Below are 16545 nucleotides of genomic sequence, written 5' to 3' on the forward strand. Positions count from 1 at the left end.
CAGGCTTCTAGCCGTTAGTGTTTGCGGCAGCGCTTACGCGCCGCCAAACCTCCAGACCGGGATGCCGAGCTTCTTCGCCTTGTCGGCCAGATTGTCCTGGATACCGGTACCGGGGAAGTGAATCACGCCGATGGGTAGCGTCTCCAGCATCGCATCGTTGCGCTTGAACGGCGCGGCCTTGGCATGCTTCGTCCAGTCGGGCTTGAAGGCGATCTGCGGAACCTTGCGATTGCCGGCCCACTTGGCGGCGATCAACTCGGCGCCCTTGGGGGATCCGCCGTGCAGCAACACCATGTCCGCATGCTTGGCGTGCACCTGGTCCAGCTTGGCCCAGATCAACCGGTGATCGTTGAAGTCGAGACCACCGGTCAGCGCGACTTTCGGTCCGGGCGGCATGAGCACCTGATTGTCGGCGCGCTTCTTCGCGACCAGGAAGTCGCGGCTGTCGATCATCGCGGAGGTCAGATTGCGGTGGTTGACCCTCGACCCGTTGCGCGGCCGCCAGACGGAATGGGTGTGGCGTTCGAACTCGTCGGCGGCCTGGTCGCGCATCAGCTCGAAGGCGTTGCGTCGCTCGATCAGTGTTTGACCTTCCGCCGTCAGGCGCTCCAATTCGACGGATTTCACCTCGCTGCCGTCCTGTTCGCGCTGGGAGCGCTGCTGGGCCAGTTCATTGCCGTCGAGCTCTCGTTCGATCCTGTCGCTGGCGCGGTGGAAGACGTTCACCGTCGACCAGAGCAGGTCCTCGAGGTCGGGCTCAAGACGGGTATCGGACAGCTCCACCACGAGGGCATCGAAGATGTCGACGATGCTGCCGGCGAGGACTCGCGCTTCAGGGAGCCGCCGGGGATCGGGCTCATCGTGGAAGGGACGGTAGCCAAAGAGCTGGAGTTCCTGGAGCACTTGGTCGGTTGGGGATGAGCTTTGGTGCGGCTCGAGATCGTCGTCGTGGTCGGTGGTCATTGCGGCTTTCCCTGGTCGGATCGACCGCGCCCATCGCGGCCTCACATGAGAGTTGTTTGGTCAAGGCAAGAATGAGCGGTGGTGAACTCGAGATTATTGTGGAGTACAAATCGGACGCTTGGTGCCGGTGTAGGAGCCATCTTCGCCGTGATTGAACGTACCGATCTGAGCCATTTTCGTTTCTCCTGACTGTTCCTCGAAGCCACCCGATGCGGTCTCGATGGCGGTCGAGAGGCGATGGACGGCCGGCTTGCACCCGGAGGGCCGCAGCACAGCGGAGGACGGCGATAGCCGAGCTTCTTGTCTCGCGAGGAAGGCGTGGCACACGCCGGGGAAGAAGGTCGGCGAAGCCGTTGCTGGCATAGGCCGGACAGCGCCAGACCAGCCAAGAGAGAGGCCGCACGGTGGCTTCGTCGGCAAGTCTGCCGAGAACGACGCTGGCATTGGGCGCACCTCGATATCGTCGGCGCTGCCCCTTACCGGCCTGCTTCCCGCTCTCGAACCCAAGGTCTGAGCCGATCTGCTGATCCGCGCCAATGCACGTATCAACCTCACATCCGGTCGCCGCGCATGCGGCCGCACCAAAATCCCGCCTACGGCGGCAAAGGCTCAAGAGGACGAGACCATTCTTCGTGACGGCGTGCGAGCCAAGCCGCGATCCGGTCGTCCACCCTGGTTCCGGGCGAGCTGATTAGGCCCGGACCGAACTGGGAAGCGATGTTGTCATGGCCGAACGATGGCGCCTTCGATCACAACTCCGGCGCTAACGTATTTCCACAGAGCCACGATGAGCTTGCGCGCCAATGCCGTGATCATGACTTTCTTGAAGCGGCCGCCATTCTGGGCGACACGCTCGTTGAACCATCGGCTGAGCGCCGAGCCGGGCTGATGACGCAACCAAAGCCAAGCCATCTCCAGCAGTGTGGAGCGCAGGCGCGTGTTTCCGGACTTTCCGATTCCTTGATCCCGGTCGAACTGGCGCTTCATATGCTGCGGGAGATCTCGTCCATCACCGGTTCGCACAGCCTCGAACCGCTCGCGCCGACCACGCCGGAGTGGATCGTAATCGGTGACGCCCTGCGAGAAGAGAAGGCCCTTGATTCGGTTGCTATGCTGGATTCGCTCCTGCATCAGCACCATGCGTTCGCGTGTTATGCGGCGACGGTCCTCGTCGTCGGGCGAGGGCACACGCAGCATCGAGCAAACACGCGGCTCGCCTCGCTCAAAGGCCAGCAAGGCTCGGATGAGGGTCTCTCCATCCAGCCGGTCTGTCTTGATCCGGCGACGACGCCGCGAAACTGCGATCGAGGCGGCGTCAACAATATGGCTCTCGTGCCCTTGGGCCTGCAGAACCCGATGGACCCAAAAGCCGTCGAGTCCAGCTTCTTGAATGACGATGATGGGATAGGATTGGTCGGTTCTGTCCAATGCCTTCTGCTTCAGTCGGGCGAGACGTTCCAAAAGCCCCGCAATGTCACCACCCATCACTGTGTGACGTGACAGCTTCTCCCCCGTTCCCGGCACCAGCGATGTGACGAGCCAAGTCTTCCGGCTCAATTCGACAGAGACGAAGATTGCGTTCAGTACTTTGTTCGTCGTCTTGTTAGCATCTCCATTTAATTTCATCTGATCGCTCCCTTTTCGACGATTGGCAATGCCGATCGTATCGAAACGGACCGCCGTCGCCACTCATAGGATCTTCATGGCGACGAAAGCGGCGGGCGGAACGGACTTGCACCCGCAGCGCAGCGGAGGGCCGGAGCGTTAGCGGAGGAACGAAGGGGGCCGACTATTTTGCCTCGCGATGTAAAGGCGGCTCTGCCGCCGACGGAAAATAGTCGGTCCACGAGGTTGCCGGTCCGGGCCGCTTGCCGCCCGATCGCCCTCTCGGAAGGCCGTGGGGCGGTCCTCTCCGGCGCCGAGGGGAAGCAGGACCACCGGCCTCGCGATAACGAAGCGGCTGCGTCGCACCTCATCCCCGTTCCGGCTATGCCGCCAGCTCGATAAAGCGCGCGACGTCCTGCGCCGCGATCTGCACGCGGCTCGCGGCCCGAAGGGCGTCAAATCCGAGCAGACGAAGATCCTCGTTGAAGTCGCCAAGCCGTGGCGAGATCACGATCGCCTCGATCCCGGCCTCCTGCGCCCGATCGATCAAGGTCGCCATGGCGCCGTCACCGGCAGGATCGTCATCGCGGGCGATGTAGAGCCGGCGGAGCGTGTCCGGGAGAAGGATGGCTGAGAGATGCGCCGCCGATAGGGCCGCGACCATCGGCATGGTCGGCAGCACGCTGCGGAGCGACAGCATCGTCTCGATGCCCTCGCCGGCCGCCATGACCTCACCCGCTAGGCCAAATCGAACGGCGTGACCAAGCAGGTCGCCCATCGCCCGTTTCGGCGTGTCGATCAGCGCCTTGCCGAGCGTCGTCTCGCTGAAGCCTCCGGGGTCAAGCCAGGTGCGATGCGCGCCGGTCAGGTGGCCGCGGAGATCGGTGACGGCGGCGATCATCGCCGGCCAGGTCTCGGTCGCGCTGTGGTCGTCGGGCCTGTAGTAGCAACGTGGGTGAAAGCGCAGACTTCCGGTTTCGTGCAAAGCCGTAATGCCGCGATTGCGGAGATACGCTTCTACGAGTGTGCCTGCGATCGACTGAGACACGCCGAAGAGCCGCCGCGCCGCCTCTGGCGATCCGAGGGGCGCGGGCGACGTTCTCGACCGGAGGCGATTTGGCGCAGGCTCCGGTTCTGGACGCGGCAGGCTCAGAAAGCGTCGTGCCTCATTGGCGACGTCGCGAAAGTTCGTGAAACAGCAGCTCTCGCGGATCACGTCGAGGAGATCGCCATGCTCGGCCGAGGCAGCATCTCGCCAATGCCCAGCGGCGCCGGGTCCGGATTCCGGTCCGCTGAGCCGGACGAACATCGACCGGCCGGGCGTATTGCGGACGTCGCCCACCGTCCAATATCGGCCCTGGCGCCGCCCGTTGGACAGGTAATGGCGGCACACGGCCTCGGCGTCACGCGCAAGACGGCGGGCCAGTTCGGAGGCGTTGTCGCGGGCCATCAGGCGGCCTCCCGCTCGCCGATGCGCACGATCGGATAGTGGTCGAGCACCTTTGCCAACACGGCGGCGCCGGTCGCATCTGATGGCACGAACATGCGCAGCTTCCACGAGATGATTTCGCTGAAGAGGCCGTATGCGCGCAACCGGTCACGCATCACATCTGTAAAGCCGGACAGTTCGAAGCGATGGGCGCCCATCACGCGGACACGACGGAGCTGCAGATCCTCGGCGAGCTCAAGGACGGTGCGCCCCTCCATCAGCGCCGAGAAGGCTTCGTTCGGGGTCAAGCTGCAGGTCGCGGTCATGCAAGCGCTCGCGGCCCAAGCTGGCGAGACCCTGCGACCGATGATGCGCTCGCCAGCATCGGTCTGGAGCCGATAGACGCGCGTCGACTCGTTCGGCAACCGCTTCCAGATCGGCAGCAGCAGACCTGCGACGATGTGGAGCGTGCTCTCAGCGAACTCGGGAACGTCGACGACTTCGCCGTTCCATGCCGCGGCGAATGTCTCGCGATCCGTAGGCTGCCAGTGGCTCTCGTCCATCATCTTCATCGAAGCATGATGGTGCTCCATCGGACGAATCAGCCGCACCCGACTTTCGATCTCGCCGTCATCGAGCATGAAGCTCGGCGCCGGAATCTGCACCGCGGCGCGACCCGAGCGCTCGTTGACCAGCAGCACCGCCCGAGCATCGGCGAGATAATCGAGCGCTTGATCCAGCGTCATGGGACGGTTGCGCCGGCGTTCGGTGATCGTGAGCAGCCGGGTTTCCGCGCCGGTCGCAGGGTGCCGGTTGCGCCGGCGTTCGGTGATCGTGAGCAGCCGGGTTTCCGCGCCGGTCGCAGGGTGCGTGTAGATCGGATGCCGACCGGTGACGACGAAGCTGTCGGCCTGTAGCGTCTCCAGGCCAATGTCGTAGACGCCGCTAGCAATGGCGCCTTCGACCTTGGCGTTCAGCAATTGCTCGAAGGCCGTGAACAGCAAAGCTTGCAGGCCTATCGTGAGCGCGAGCAGCCGGTTCAGGAACGTCGTGATCGGCGGTAGCTCGTCCTTGATGCCGTTTTCGTCGACGAGCTTCAGGCCCGTGGCGTCCTCGAACATCTCGAGCGAGCAGCCTTCGACCTTGCCGCGCACGAGCAGCAGGTAGAGCTGGCGCAGCGCATCGCGGGCGTAGTGGCTCTCGAGATTGTCCTCAGGCCGAAACAGGCCTTGGCCGCCGGTCTGGCGCTGGCCGCGCGTGATGGCACCCAGCGTGTCGAGCCGGCGCGCGATGGTCGAGAGGAAGCGCTTTTCCGCCTTCACGTCGGTCGCAATGGGGCGGAATAGAGGCGGCTGCGCCTGGTTGGTGCGGTTCGTTCGGCCGAGACCCTGGATCGCGGCATCGGCCTTCCAGCCCGGCTCGAGCAAATAATGGACCCGAAGCCGGCGATTCCGCGCCGAGAGTTCGGCATGGTAGCTGCGGCCTGTGCCGCCAGCCTCCGAGAAGACACGCACGCGCTTCAGGTCATCCATGAAGGCGGCGGTCTCTGCGAGATTGGCGGAAGCTGCACGGTTCTCGACGGTAAGGCGGTCACATCTGCGCACCACGCGCCGCGAACGGCCGGTCACTTCCGCCACGAGGTCCGTGCCGAAGCGCTGCACGATCTGGTCGAGCGCGCCGGGAACAGGCGGAAGCGACGCGAGCCGCTCGATCAGCTCATTGCGGCGGGCGACGGCCTCGCGGCTCTCGACCGGCTGGCCGTCGCGGAAGACGGGCCGCGACGAGAGATTGCCCTCGGTGTCGGTGAAGGGCTCATAGGCCTGCACCGGGAAGGAATGGGCGAGGTAATCCAGCACGTATTCGCGGGGCGTGATGTCCACGCGCACGTCGTTCCATTCCTCAGGTGGAATCTCGGCGAGCCGACGCTCCATCAGCGCCTCGCCGGTCGATACGATCTGGATCACCGCGGCATGGCCCTCGGCCAAGTCCCGCTCGATGGAGCGGACCAGGGTCGGCGTCTTCATGCTGGTGAGCAGATGACCGAAGAATCGCTGCTTGGCCGATTCGAAGGCCGAGCGCGCGGCCGACTTCGCCTGGCGGTTGAGCGTGCCGTTCTCACCGGTAATGTTGGCGGCCTCCATTGCCGCGTCGAGGTGATTGTGGATGACGCTGAAGGCAGCGGCGTAGGCATCATAGATCCGGCGCTGCTCGTCGGAGAGCTGGTGCTCGACCAGTTCATACTCGACGCCGTCGTAGGAAAGCGAGCGGGCGGTGTAGAGACCGAGCGAACGAAGATCGCGAGAGAGCACCTCCATCGCAGCGACCCCGCCCTCCTCGATCGCCTCGACGAACTCGGCGCGGGTGGCGAACGGAAAATCCTCGCCGCCCCACAGCCCGAGGCGCTGGGCGTAGGCGAGATTGTGGACGGTGGTGGCGCCGGTCGCCGAGACATAGACGACGCGGGCATTGGGCAGCGCATGCTGAAGACGCAAGCCTGCACGCCCCTGCTGCGAGGGCGCGACATCGCCCCGCTCGCCCTTGCCGCCACCGGCATTCTGCATGGCATGGCTCTCGTCGAAAATGATGACGCCGTCGAAGTCGGAGCCCAACCATTGAACAATCTGCCGGACGCGCGAAAGCTTCTCGCCGCGGTCGTCGGACCGCAGCGTAGGTTAAAAATAGGACGCCCTCGGCCAACCGGATGTCGTACCCTTGAGGGAAGCGCGAGAGCGGCGTGACCAACAGACGCTCCATGCCGAGCGCCGACCAGTCGCGCTGCGCGTCCTCGAGCAGCTTGTCGGACTTAGAGATCCAGACCGCCTTGCACCGGCCCTGGAGCCAGTTGTCGAGAATGATGCCGGCGGACTGGCGACCCTTGCCGGCGCCGGTCCCGTCACCGAGCATGAAGCCGCGACGGAAGCGGACGGCGTTCGGTGCGTCGTCGCGGGCGGCCGCGACGAGGTCGAAGGTCTCGTCTACCGTCCAGGCGCCAGCGAGATAGTTACCATGCGCCTCGCCAGCATAGATGACCGTCTCAAGCTGGGCGTCGGACAGAATGCCATCGCTGACGAGGTTTGCCGGCAGCCGTGGCCGATAGCTCGGCTTCGGCGGCGCGACCGAGGCCATCGCGGCCGACTGCACCAGCTTGGTCGGATGCGCCTGCGCACCGTGGATCCGGATCGATTGGAGCCGGTATTCTTCGTAGATGGCGTCGCTGAGGCGCGCGCCCTCGGGCGGCGCCCAATCTGTCGCCTCATAAGCGAGGTCGACGGCTTCGGGATCGGCGACCGACGCCTTAACCGGCTGTGCAGCGGCGCTCGCGAGATAGCCGCGCACGGTGCGACGCGCCGGCGAGGCTGACACGGGAAGCACACCGGTCGATGCGACGCTCAGACGAGGTGGAACGTGTTCGCCGATCCAGCGGAGCAGTGTCGCAACGTCGGGCGCCATTCCCGGCGACGCCGGGAACGCGCTCGGATCCGCGGCAGGCACTTTGTCGATGACGGTGAGACGCGTCTCGATCGTGGTGCCGTGCTTGGCATAGACCGCGCCGGCGATCGCCGCAGTGAACACCACGCGGCCGCGTTCCTGCAGTCGGGCGAAGGCGTCATGCCAGGCTGAGGCTTCGGGTGAGACGTTTGCGCCTGATATCGTGACCAGCCGGCCGCCATCGGCGAGACGCGCCAGGGCCGAGGCGATGTGACGGTACGCGGTGTCGGCCATCCGGCCCGAAACGTTTGCCATCGCCGAGAACGGCGGGTTCATCAGCACGAAACTCGGGACCACCGTGGGATCGAGGTGGTCGTCGATTTGGGCCGCGTCGAAGCGCGTGACGGAAACGGCCGGAAAGAGAGAAGAAAGTAACACGGCCCGGGTCTTGGCCAGTTCGTTCAGCACAAGCCCGCTGCCGGCAATCTCGGCGAGGATGGCGAGCAGCCCGGTGCCGGCGGACGGCTCCAGCACGCGATCCGCCGCAGTAATGGCGGCCGCAGTCAGCGCAGCCAGGCCGAGCGGAATCGGGGTCGAGAATTGCTGGAAGATTTCGCTCTCGGCAGAGCGGCGCGTGTGGGTCGGCAGAAGCCTTGCGATCTTTTCCAAAGCGGAAAGTCGTGAAGCCGCAGAATCAGCTTTGCGGAAGAGCGCCTTTCCGTATTTGCGTAAGAACAGGACGGTGGCGACCTCACAAGTGTCATAGGCCATCTTCCAGTCCCAGGCGCCCGTCGCATCGGATGCGCCGGAGGCCACTTCCATTGCGGCGCGGAGAAGCGCGGCGTCGATGCGTCGGCCACGCTCGAGATGCGGAAGGAGATGACTCGCGGCAGCGATGATGATACTGGCGCCCTCGGGAGCGCGAACAGGCGAGATCGGAGCGGCCGGGTCGGCCGCGATCGGGGAATGGTCATTCATGGAGGAAGCCTTCAGGAGAGCGGGAATGGGCGAGCCGATCGGCGCTCTCTCTGACCGCGCCGGCTCAAACCCGTCCCGGCCGTCCTCTCCCTCTCAGCATCAAGGCGGTGCCCGACATGAGAAACGGCGCCCCACCGGGTTGGCGGCGCGCCGTGTACAAAGCGTTCGTCAGTATCCGAACTGCCAGGACGGCTACGCCTGGCCTTCGTCAGCGGCGCCCGCTTCCGCGAGGTAGCTCGCATCGCCTTCGACGACGGTGACGGCGTATTTCGTCACGACGCAGCTCCTTCGATCGGATCATTTTCGCCCGCGAGAATGGCCTCGGCCTTCGCGATGGCGGCGTCTGCCCGCCGGCGCCAAAGCTCGACATCCATTGAGCCTTCCTCCGGAACGTGGATGAGTATTTTGAGCAGACCGAGCAGCAACTCGAAATGGCCGGCCTTGCGCTGGACCTGCTCGCCGAAACGTGAGGGAAACGCCAGGCGTGGGCCGCTATAGGCAGCGTCGCGGCCTTCCCAGGCACCGGTAACATAGGTATCGCCAGACGTTTCAACGTCCGACCTGTTGTCGTCCCAGCCCTCGTCGGCGATCGCAAGATCGCAGGCTTGGTCGAGCGTTTCGGCTTCGTAGGTTCGCTGCCGATAGATCGGCAAATGATAGGTCGTCTCGATGGTGAAGAAGGGCACGATAGCCTCCAGAATGCAAAAGCCCGGCTCGCGCCAGGCTTTGGTGTGAATGGCAGTGAAAAGACGCGGGACGGCCGAAGCCGCCCCGCGTGCTCGAGCTATTCGGCCGCGATCATGCGCGACTCGTCTGCTTCATCGGCCGGAGTTTCCTCGTCGTCGCCGGCGAGGAATTCCGGCAGCGCCTCGCCATCGCCCTCGGGCTCCGCAGCATCGACAGCCGCCGCCAATTGGGCGTCGGGCATCCGCAGGGGCTCGGGCAGCCAGCCGGCCTCGGCGAGGAGGCGCTCGGCCTCCTTGGCCATGTCGCCCTTCTTCAGATGATCGATGAGCTGCGCGGCCCGCTCGCCGGCCCCCTCCCGCACCGCTTCCAGGATGCGGAGCTTCGGGACGCGGCCGAGATAGTTCTCGACGGTCGGGCGCCAACCGGACTCCACCATGTCGAGGTCGACGGCCCGGGCGATGCGATCGGCCTCAGTGATCCGGTGCTCGACGGTGTGCGGCGTGATGCCGCCGCCGTAGCGGTCGCCCTTCTCGTAGAGCGCGTTGATGCCGAATGAGGCGCAGTGCGCGAAGAGCGCCGCCTGCTCGTCGCCGGTGAGGCCGGTCAGCCAATCCCAGAGTTCGGTCTTCTCCTTGGGCAGGCGCTCCTCCCACGTCTTGTGGCGCGCGTCGATCGCCTTGGCCGCTGGCGTGTCCTTCAGCCCTTGCGCTTGCACCGGGAAGCTGACGCTGCGCACCGAGACCTCCATCGCCGTCCCGTAGGAGGAATAGCGGGAGAAGACGTCGAGGCAGAATTTGTGCAGCACCGCCTGGAAGGCGACCGAAGGCGTGATCGCCAGCCTGTCGCGCAGCGCCAAAGTCCGCTCCGCCGTGAGCTCGGTCAGCAGGCGATCGGGGAGCGGCTTCACCGCATCATCATCCTCATCCTCTGCCTCCGCGAGCTGCCCGCCGATGGTGATGACGGCGCGCTGGATTCCCGGCGCTGATGGTTCGGCGCCGTCGAAGGTCGCGGCAGCGGGTTCGCCATCGCTGCCCTGCTCTGGCTCGGCCACGGGTAGCTCGTCCTCAGGGCGGACGTAACCGCGATCAACCAAGAGCGTGCCTTCGGCGTCGATGCCGACGAACACACCCGCGCGGGCGATGTCGGCAAGCTGATAGTTGATGGGTCGATCGTCAAAGACGGCGAGAGCCGTCTCGATTTCGCCAAGTCGCTGGTCAACCTCGTCGGGCAGCTCATCCGCGCCGTCATGCTCGGCTTCCAGCCTGGCAAATTCGGCCTTGAGCGCCTCGATGGTCGCCTGCTCTTCGGCGGTGAGACCGGCGGATACGCTGTCCAGCTCGCGCAAGCCACGCGTGTGGCCGTAGGGGAAGTCGATCGCGACCTCGATCCACTTCCAACCTTCGGCAGCGATCGTTTCTGCCTCCGCCTTCAACTTCTCGGCGACCAGGCGGTCGAGCAGAGCGACGTCCTCGAGCCAACCGCCGTCGTCGGACTGGAACAGGTCGCGCAGCACCACACCGCCAGCCGCCTCGTAGGCGTCGAGGCCGACAAACACGGCCCTCCGGTCGGAGGCGCGCGCCGTCTTCTCCGTCAGCATGCGGCGGATCTGATAGGGCTCCTTCTGCCAGGAGCCGGAGATGGCCTGCCAGACCTGTTCCTGGCGTCCATGATCCGCGGTGACGGTGAAGGCCATCAACTGCTCAAGCGACATGCCGTCCTCGGCATAGATGTCGAGCAACGCGGGCGAGACCGAGGCCAGGCGCAAGCGCTGCTTCACCACATTGACCGAGGTGAAGAAGACCGCAATCGCGATTGCATTGACCTGGAGTTCCACGCGTCAGGCACGCGCGCTCCTGGATGCGGCGATCGAAGCCGGACAGGAGAATGCTCGGTTCGTCGGCAACGTCATGAACGCGATGGACACGTTGCGCCATTTCGGCAGTCACTCCTGGATCAACGAGTGCTTTATGATAAGGGCGCGGGAGGTGCGTGATAACTGGCGAGCCTACGTGTTGCAACGACTGGCCTACATCGCCGTGCTCGGCCTTGCCGTCGCGCTGCAATTTGCGGTCACGCTTCTCCTTCTTATACCTGAATATCACGCCGGCGCGATCACCATTGGCGATATGGTGCTATTCAATACGCTTCTGCTTCAGCTCAATATGCCCTTTGAGACGGTCGCGAGGGCGATCTCTGACGTGGCGCGGTCGCGAGCCGACCTCATCCCTCTAGGTAGACTGTGGGCCGCACCAGAAGAGCGGCAAGCATCTCATGCTCACGATTTCAAGCCCTCCGCTGACCAGCTCTCTTTCGAGAGCATTGGTTATGCCTACGACAACGGTCGCGGCGTTACCGACGTCTCGTTTAAGGCCGGGCGCGGCGGGATTACTTTTCTTGTCGGTGAAACCGGATCGGGGAAGTCCACGATCTTTAAGCTCGCCCTGAAATCGATTGAGCCCGACTACGGCCGAATTCTCGTCGATGGAACGGATATAGCGAGCGTCGATCGCGCGGATTGGTATGCCGCAGTTGCTCTCGTGCCGCAGGAGGTGATGTTGCTCAATGAGCCGCTAGCTGACAACATTTTGTTAGGACGGCCCCGCGACGAGGTACGCCTTCGCGATGCGTCGAAAGAAGCCGCTATTCTCCCGTTGATTGAGGCGCTACCGGAAGGATTTGAAACAACCGTTGGAGAACGCGGCTTGAAGCTTTCCGGCGGGGAGCGACAGCGCGTTGCTATTGCCCGCGCGCTCTATGGACAGCCGGCGATCCTTCTTCTCGACGAGGCTAGCTCCGCGCTCGACGAACGAACCGAACGGGACGTTATGGACCATATACGCACGCTAGCTGAGGATGTGACTGTGCTAGCGATCACTCATCGGAGAGGTGTCATCTCCACGAGCGACGTCGTGGTCGATCTGACCGACTGCGCCTTGTCAGTGACTTAGACGAAGAGTGCCGCAGCCGTTTCGTAAGACGCCCAGTTTCAGGCACCCGGCATGCCCACGAGCACGACCGGCCGCTCGCCGTGCGCTGTCGGATGCGATCATTGTTGTCGTAGTGAATCTGTCTGTAGATTTCAGCGACAAACTCGCCGAGGGAAGAGAAGCGGACCGGAATCGCGAGGTCGATCTTGAATTTGTCGTAGAAACTCTCCCGGTACCCATTCTCCCAGTGACGGTCTTTCTTCGAGCGGGAGATGGCGATATTGAGCGACACAAGGAAGGCGCGGGCGGCTTTCGCGTTGTACTCGGCACCGTTGTCGGGGCGGAAGATCGCGGGACGGCCGTGCGCAAGGAGCGCATTGCCGAGAGCGGGTCGCGCAAGAATTCCTCGATCTGCCGCCGGAGCGCATGAGCGCATGGTCGCGCTCCGGCATCTTGCGTTTGTAGTACAGCGCAGGGGCTGAAACGGCGAGCGATTGCGCGCGCCTCGCGTGCGGCCACGCCGGCGTCTCTCATCTCTTTTTGGGCCTCGTTAAGCTTCAGGGTGACGAGGCGGACCATCCTCAGGAGCTCGTCGTTCTCCCCTCGGAGCTTGGCAATCTCCATGACGGAACGGCCACTTGATACCGTGCCCGCGATTAAAGAACGGGCCACTCATCGAGCTAGGCTCGAAAGGTGAAGCAGTAAAGAACGCGCAAAGGGCGTTGATTGAGCGTAAGCACGATTTTCCTCGCACGTTGACGCGCGGGCTTTTGACGGATGGCGTTCGTATCTGGCGATACTGGGCTGTTCAGGCCGTGGCGGCTTTGGGGCTCAGCCGGCAACCTGATATTGCCGCACCGGATGGCGGACCATCGCATCGATATCGATGCCGTCAAGGATCGAGTGCAATTGCTCGGTCGTCAGCGTGACGACCGCCTCTTGGCGGCGCGGCCATCGGAACTTGTCCTCGGTTAGCCGCTTCAGGACCAGCACAAAGCCGGACCGATCGAAGAACAGCAGCTTCATCCGGTCGCAACGGCGATTGCAGAACGCAAAAACCGCAAGAGCGAACGGATCGAGCGCCATCGTCTCCTGGACCAGAACCGCAAGGCTGTTGATGCCAGCCCGGAAGTCGATCGGCTCACGGTGCAGATAGACCTGAAGCTCACCGCCCAGTCTGAACATGGCCCAGTGCTCCGATGATCGCCGTCATGCATCCACATCGCCGCATTCCAGCGCAAGCTTCACGCCGTTCGGCAGGGACGCGCTCACTTGGGCTAGATTTGGTCTCTCAGGAGGTTGTCCATCTGGTCTGAACCGAGGAAGCTGAGGTTGCGAAGCTTCAGTGTTCCAAGGCAGATGAACGTCCACAAGAATGCGCCTTTGACGCTCAAAGGTCGAGAGGCGATGGTGCGAGGCGTGGTCGAGGGCGGGCTGAGCCAGGCTGATGCGGCAAATCAGTTCAACACGACACCGAAAACCGTGGCCAAATGGGTCAAGCGGTTCCGCGCAGAAGGCGTGGATGGTTTGCGCGACCGCTCGTCGCGACCTCGTTCATCGCCGAGCCAAACCCCGCCGGCCACGTGCGCCGCCGTCGAGACGTTGCGCCGGCAGCGCCACACCGGCAAGCAGATTGCTGCCGAGGTCGAGGTGTCACCGGCCACCGTCAGCCGTATCCTTCGCCGCTTGGGATTAAGCCGGATACGCGATCTGGAGCCCGTCGAGCCGGTGCGCCGGTACGAGCGCGAGCACCCCGGCGAGCTCATCCATATCGACATCAAGAAGCTCGGCAGGTTCGTAAGACCAGGCCACCGCATCACACACGATCGCCAGAAAGGCGAAGCCGCGGCGCCGGCCACGAGTTCGTCCACGTGGCCATCGACGATGCATCGCGCTTGGCCTTCTCCCAGATCCGGCGGGATCAGAAAAAGGAGAGCGCCATCGCCTTCCTCAAGGAGGCCGTCACTTACTACCGCAGCCTCGGCATGAAGGTCACCGGCATCATGACCGACAACGGCTCCTGCTACCGCGCCAAGGCCTTCGCCAGAGCGTGCAGGAAGCTCGGCCTCAAGCACATCTTCACCAGACCCTACAGACCGCAAACAAACGGCAAGGCCGAACGCTTCATCCAGACAGTGCTGCGCGAATGGGCCGACGCTCGCGCCTATGACACCTCAGACCAGCGCGCCAAAAACCTGCCAATCTGGCTTCATCACTACAACTGGCATCGCCCGCACGGCAGCCTGCAGGCCAAACCACCCATCAGCCGCCTCGGCCTCCCGAAGGACGACCTGTTGAGATTCCACAGCTAGAGAACAAAAAGCTGTAGTCCCCTTGGGTTCCGACCCGCGCACTTCATCGCAAGTCGCCGGCAAATCAACCGTCGCCACGCTGTCTTGTCGCGACAGGGCTCGATCGGCGGTCTCCTCAAGCTGAACCCGGATGAACGCCGATGGTGAAGATGGCGGCAGAGACCTGGTCGCGGTGTGCTTCTTGATCCACTTCCGAAGCAGGTTCGCGTTGACCCCGTGTTCGAGCGCAAGTCTCGATACCGAAACCCCAGGCTCAAGACAGGTCGCGACAAGACGCTCCTTCGATGCCGCCTCGTAGCGCCGGCGACCGTTCCGGCCAACAAGCCTCACTCGCAATTTCTGATCATCGTCTGCCATCACAAGGTGCCCACCTATTTTGGTGGACACCTCATGCATCAGAGTACTCAAAAGCAAAAGGTGGAGGGAAATTCGCGCTTACTGTCGATCAGCATGCTTCGACGCAGCAAGTATTTTTTCGCCGCTCTACGCCCGCTTCCTACGACGCCTGAATACTTGTTGAACTAACCCGTTTCCTGCCTTTTCTATCCATCCCCGTTGCTGATCGCTTGCCGCGATTGGTACTCGACGGGGGACGATCGTGGCGGGCACTTCACTCCATTCGGAAGCCTTCTCGCGTGGCGCGCGCATGCTGCGCACCGCGCTTGGTCCCGCGATCGCCACCTTCCTGGAAGACCCCTCGATCGTCGAGGTGATGCTCAACCCCGATGGTCGGCTCTGGGTCGACCGGCTGTCCGGCGGGCTGGAGGATAGCGGACGAACGATGTCCGCCGCCGACGGCGAGCGGATCGTGCGCCTGGTCGCGCACCATGTCGGCGCTGAGGTGCATGCCGAAAAGCCCCGCGTCTCGGCCGAGCTTCCCGAGACGGGGGAGAGGTTCGAGGGGCTTCTCCCGCCTGTCGTTGCGGCGCCGGCCTTTGCGATCCGCAAGCCTGCGGTGGCTGTTTTCACCCTGGATGACTACGCGGCGGCCGGCATCATGACGGCCGGGCAGGCGGGCATGCTCCGCGAAGCCGTCGCGGCCCGCAAGAACATCCTGGTCGCCGGCGGCACGTCGACCGGCAAGACCACCCTGACAAACGCGCTGCTGGCGGAGATCGCCGGCACCACCGATCGCGTGGTCCTGATCGAGGACACGCGTGAACTGCAGTGCCGCGCGCCGAATCTGGTCGCGCTGCGCACCAAGGACGGCGTGGCGTCCCTGTCGGATCTGGTTCGGTCTTCCCTCCGCCTACGCCCCGACCGGATTCCGATCGGCGAGGTACGGGGCAGCGAAGCCCTGGAGCTCCTCAAAGCCTGGGGCACGGGCCACCCCGGTGGGATCGGAACGATTCACGCCGGCACGGCTCTGGGCGCGCTTCGCCGCCTCGAGCAGCTCATCCAGGAAGCCGTCCTCACTGTTCCCAAGGCGCTGATCGCCGAGACCATCGATCTCGTCGCGGTTCTGCGCGGCCGCGGCAGCGAACGCCGCCTCGCTGAACTTGCTCTCGTCGCCGGCCTCGATCCCGCCACCGGCGACTACCGCGTCAACTCTGCCGCGGCGGGCGGCCCATCCTCACTTCCCGGAGACCCCTCATGATCCAGTTTCCTCCCGCGATCCGTCGCGTGCGACTCCGCTTCACGGGCCTCGCCGCAATTGCCGTCATCTCCATTGCAATCGCGCCCGCGGCCTACGCCTCCGGCTCGTCGATGCCGTGGGAGACGCCGCTCAATCAGATCCTGGAGTCGGTGCAAGGGCCGGTCGCGAAGATCATGTCGGTCATCATCATCACCGTGACCGGCCTGACGCTTGCGTTCGGCGATAGTTCCGGTGGCTTCCGCCGGCTGATCCAGATTGTCTTCGGTCTGTCGATCGCCTTCGCCGCGTCGAGCTTCTTCCTGACCTTCTTCAGCTTCTCCGGCGGAGCGCTGGTGTGATGGCCGGCATCATCGATCTAGACGTGCCGGGCTTCTTCGCGCCGGTTCATCGCGCGCTCACCGAGGCAATCCTGATGGGCGGCGCGCCCCGCACGGTTGCGATCGCCAACGGCACGTTGGCCGCGGCAATAGCGCTCGGCCTCCACCTCTGGATCCCCGGCGCGCTGATTTGGGCCGTGGGCCATGCCGCGGCGGTCTGGGCGGCCAAGCGCGACCCGCAGTTCGTGGACGTCGTTCGACGCCACCTCCGCTATCCTTCTTACCTCGGCGTGTGAGACTT

12 protein-coding genes and 4 pseudogenes are annotated in these 16545 nt (G+C 64.1%); 6 read left to right on the forward strand and 10 right to left on the reverse strand.

Annotated features, from left to right (window positions below):
- Nucleotides 1-33: 33 nt before the first annotated feature.
- From LPJ38_RS07295 to LPJ38_RS07320, 7 genes and pseudogenes are all read right to left on the reverse strand, one after another.
- Nucleotides 34-963, reverse strand: coding sequence for a DUF2493 domain-containing protein (locus LPJ38_RS07295; protein ID WP_011091010.1), 930 nt, complete (start codon nt 961-963; stop codon nt 34-36).
- Nucleotides 964-1686: 723 nt separating this feature from the next.
- Nucleotides 1687-2589: an IS110 family transposase gene (locus LPJ38_RS07300; protein WP_018646331.1), complete on the reverse strand. Its 903-nt coding sequence runs from the start codon at nt 2587-2589 to the stop codon at nt 1687-1689.
- Nucleotides 2590-2950: 361 nt separating this feature from the next.
- Complete coding sequence (locus tag LPJ38_RS07305; RefSeq protein ID WP_011091007.1) at nt 2951-4018, reverse strand: DUF7146 domain-containing protein; 1068 nt, start codon at nt 4016-4018, stop codon at nt 2951-2953.
- Complete coding sequence (locus LPJ38_RS38265) at nt 4018-6138, reverse strand: strawberry notch C-terminal domain-containing protein (RefSeq protein WP_430640290.1); 2121 nt, start codon at nt 6136-6138, stop codon at nt 4018-4020. Before LPJ38_RS38265 ends, LPJ38_RS07305 begins: the two co-directional genes overlap by 1 nt.
- Nucleotides 6139-6243: 105 nt before the next feature.
- A pseudogene (locus LPJ38_RS38270) lies at nt 6244-8404 on the reverse strand (strawberry notch-like NTP hydrolase domain-containing protein); the annotation flags it as partial.
- A 272-nt stretch (nt 8405-8676) separates the two neighbouring features.
- The gene (locus LPJ38_RS07315) at nt 8677-9090 is read right to left on the reverse strand and encodes a hypothetical protein (protein WP_011091004.1); all 414 of its coding nucleotides are present in this window, start codon (nt 9088-9090) and stop codon (nt 8677-8679) included.
- Between the two features lie 98 nt (nt 9091-9188).
- Nucleotides 9189-10925, reverse strand: coding sequence for a hypothetical protein (locus LPJ38_RS07320; protein ID WP_011091003.1), 1737 nt, complete (start codon nt 10923-10925; stop codon nt 9189-9191).
- Here LPJ38_RS07320 and LPJ38_RS07325 point away from each other — a divergent pair.
- Both LPJ38_RS07325 and LPJ38_RS07330 read left to right on the forward strand, forming a co-directional pair.
- Complete coding sequence (locus LPJ38_RS07325; RefSeq protein ID WP_223153799.1) at nt 10882-12039, forward strand: ABC transporter ATP-binding protein; 1158 nt, start codon at nt 10882-10884, stop codon at nt 12037-12039. The genes LPJ38_RS07320 and LPJ38_RS07325 overlap by 44 nt on opposite strands.
- A gap of 112 nt (nt 12040-12151) precedes the next feature.
- The gene (locus tag LPJ38_RS07330) at nt 12152-12448 is read left to right on the forward strand and encodes a hypothetical protein (protein ID WP_016847010.1); all 297 of its coding nucleotides are present in this window, start codon (nt 12152-12154) and stop codon (nt 12446-12448) included.
- 401 nt (nt 12449-12849) lie between these two features.
- Here the strand turns inward: LPJ38_RS07330 and tnpB are convergent, their stop codons facing one another.
- Together tnpB and LPJ38_RS07340 are read right to left on the reverse strand one after the other, a co-directional pair.
- On the reverse strand, nt 12850-13203 hold the full coding sequence (tnpB, locus tag LPJ38_RS07335; RefSeq protein WP_011091000.1) for an IS66 family insertion sequence element accessory protein TnpB: 354 nt from the start codon (nt 13201-13203) through the stop codon (nt 12850-12852).
- Nucleotides 13184-13299, reverse strand: a pseudogene (locus LPJ38_RS07340) (IS66-like element accessory protein TnpA); the annotation flags it as partial. The gene tnpB and the pseudogene LPJ38_RS07340, both read right to left, overlap by 20 nt.
- A gap of 78 nt (nt 13300-13377) precedes the next feature.
- On the opposite strand from LPJ38_RS07340, the pseudogene LPJ38_RS07345 reads away from it, so the two are divergent.
- Nucleotides 13378-14330, forward strand: a pseudogene (locus LPJ38_RS07345) (IS481 family transposase).
- 119 nt (nt 14331-14449) lie between these two features.
- Here the strand turns inward: LPJ38_RS07345 and tnpA are convergent.
- A pseudogene (tnpA, locus tag LPJ38_RS07350) lies at nt 14450-14687 on the reverse strand (IS66-like element accessory protein TnpA); the annotation flags it as partial.
- A gap of 241 nt (nt 14688-14928) precedes the next feature.
- On the opposite strand from tnpA, the gene trbB reads away from it, so the two are divergent.
- Genes trbB through LPJ38_RS07365 form a run of 3 tightly spaced genes read left to right on the forward strand, consistent with a single transcriptional unit; the run spans nt 14929 to nt 16540 of the window.
- A complete protein-coding gene (gene trbB / locus LPJ38_RS07355; RefSeq protein ID WP_011090996.1) occupies nt 14929-15927 on the forward strand; it encodes a P-type conjugative transfer ATPase TrbB in 999 nt (332 codons plus the stop codon).
- On the forward strand, nt 15924-16265 hold the full coding sequence (locus tag LPJ38_RS07360) for a TrbC/VirB2 family type IV secretion system protein (protein ID WP_011090995.1): 342 nt from the start codon (nt 15924-15926) through the stop codon (nt 16263-16265). The genes trbB and LPJ38_RS07360 overlap by 4 nt, the downstream gene beginning before the upstream one ends.
- Entirely contained in the window at nt 16265-16540 is a 276-nt protein-coding gene (locus tag LPJ38_RS07365) for a VirB3 family type IV secretion system protein (protein WP_026312513.1), read from the forward strand. The genes LPJ38_RS07360 and LPJ38_RS07365 overlap by 1 nt, the downstream gene beginning before the upstream one ends.
- The last annotated feature ends 5 nt before the right edge of the window (nt 16541-16545 follow it).

Source organism: Bradyrhizobium daqingense, assembly GCF_021044685.1.
In the GTDB taxonomy this organism is placed as follows: Bacteria; Pseudomonadota; Alphaproteobacteria; order Rhizobiales; family Xanthobacteraceae; genus Bradyrhizobium; species Bradyrhizobium daqingense.

Bases quoted from the DNA above. Each gene is read 5' to 3' on its own strand.
- LPJ38_RS07295 (WP_011091010.1), bottom strand. From the start codon at position 963: ATGACCACCGACCACGACGACGATCTCGAGCCGCACCAAAGCTCATCC.
- LPJ38_RS07300 (WP_018646331.1), bottom strand. From the start codon at position 2,589: ATGAAATTAAATGGAGATGCTAACAAGACGACGAACAAAGTACTGAAC.
- LPJ38_RS07305 (WP_011091007.1), bottom strand. From the start codon at position 4,018: ATGGCCCGCGACAACGCCTCCGAACTGGCCCGCCGTCTTGCGCGTGAC.
- LPJ38_RS38265 (WP_430640290.1), bottom strand. From the start codon at position 6,138: ATGGAGGCCGCCAACATTACCGGTGAGAACGGCACGCTCAACCGCCAG.
- tnpB (WP_011091000.1), bottom strand. From the start codon at position 13,203: ATGTTCAGACTGGGCGGTGAGCTTCAGGTCTATCTGCACCGTGAGCCG.
- LPJ38_RS07360 (WP_011090995.1), top strand. From the start codon at position 15,924: ATGATCCAGTTTCCTCCCGCGATCCGTCGCGTGCGACTCCGCTTCACG.
- LPJ38_RS07365 (WP_026312513.1), top strand. From the start codon at position 16,265: ATGGCCGGCATCATCGATCTAGACGTGCCGGGCTTCTTCGCGCCGGTT.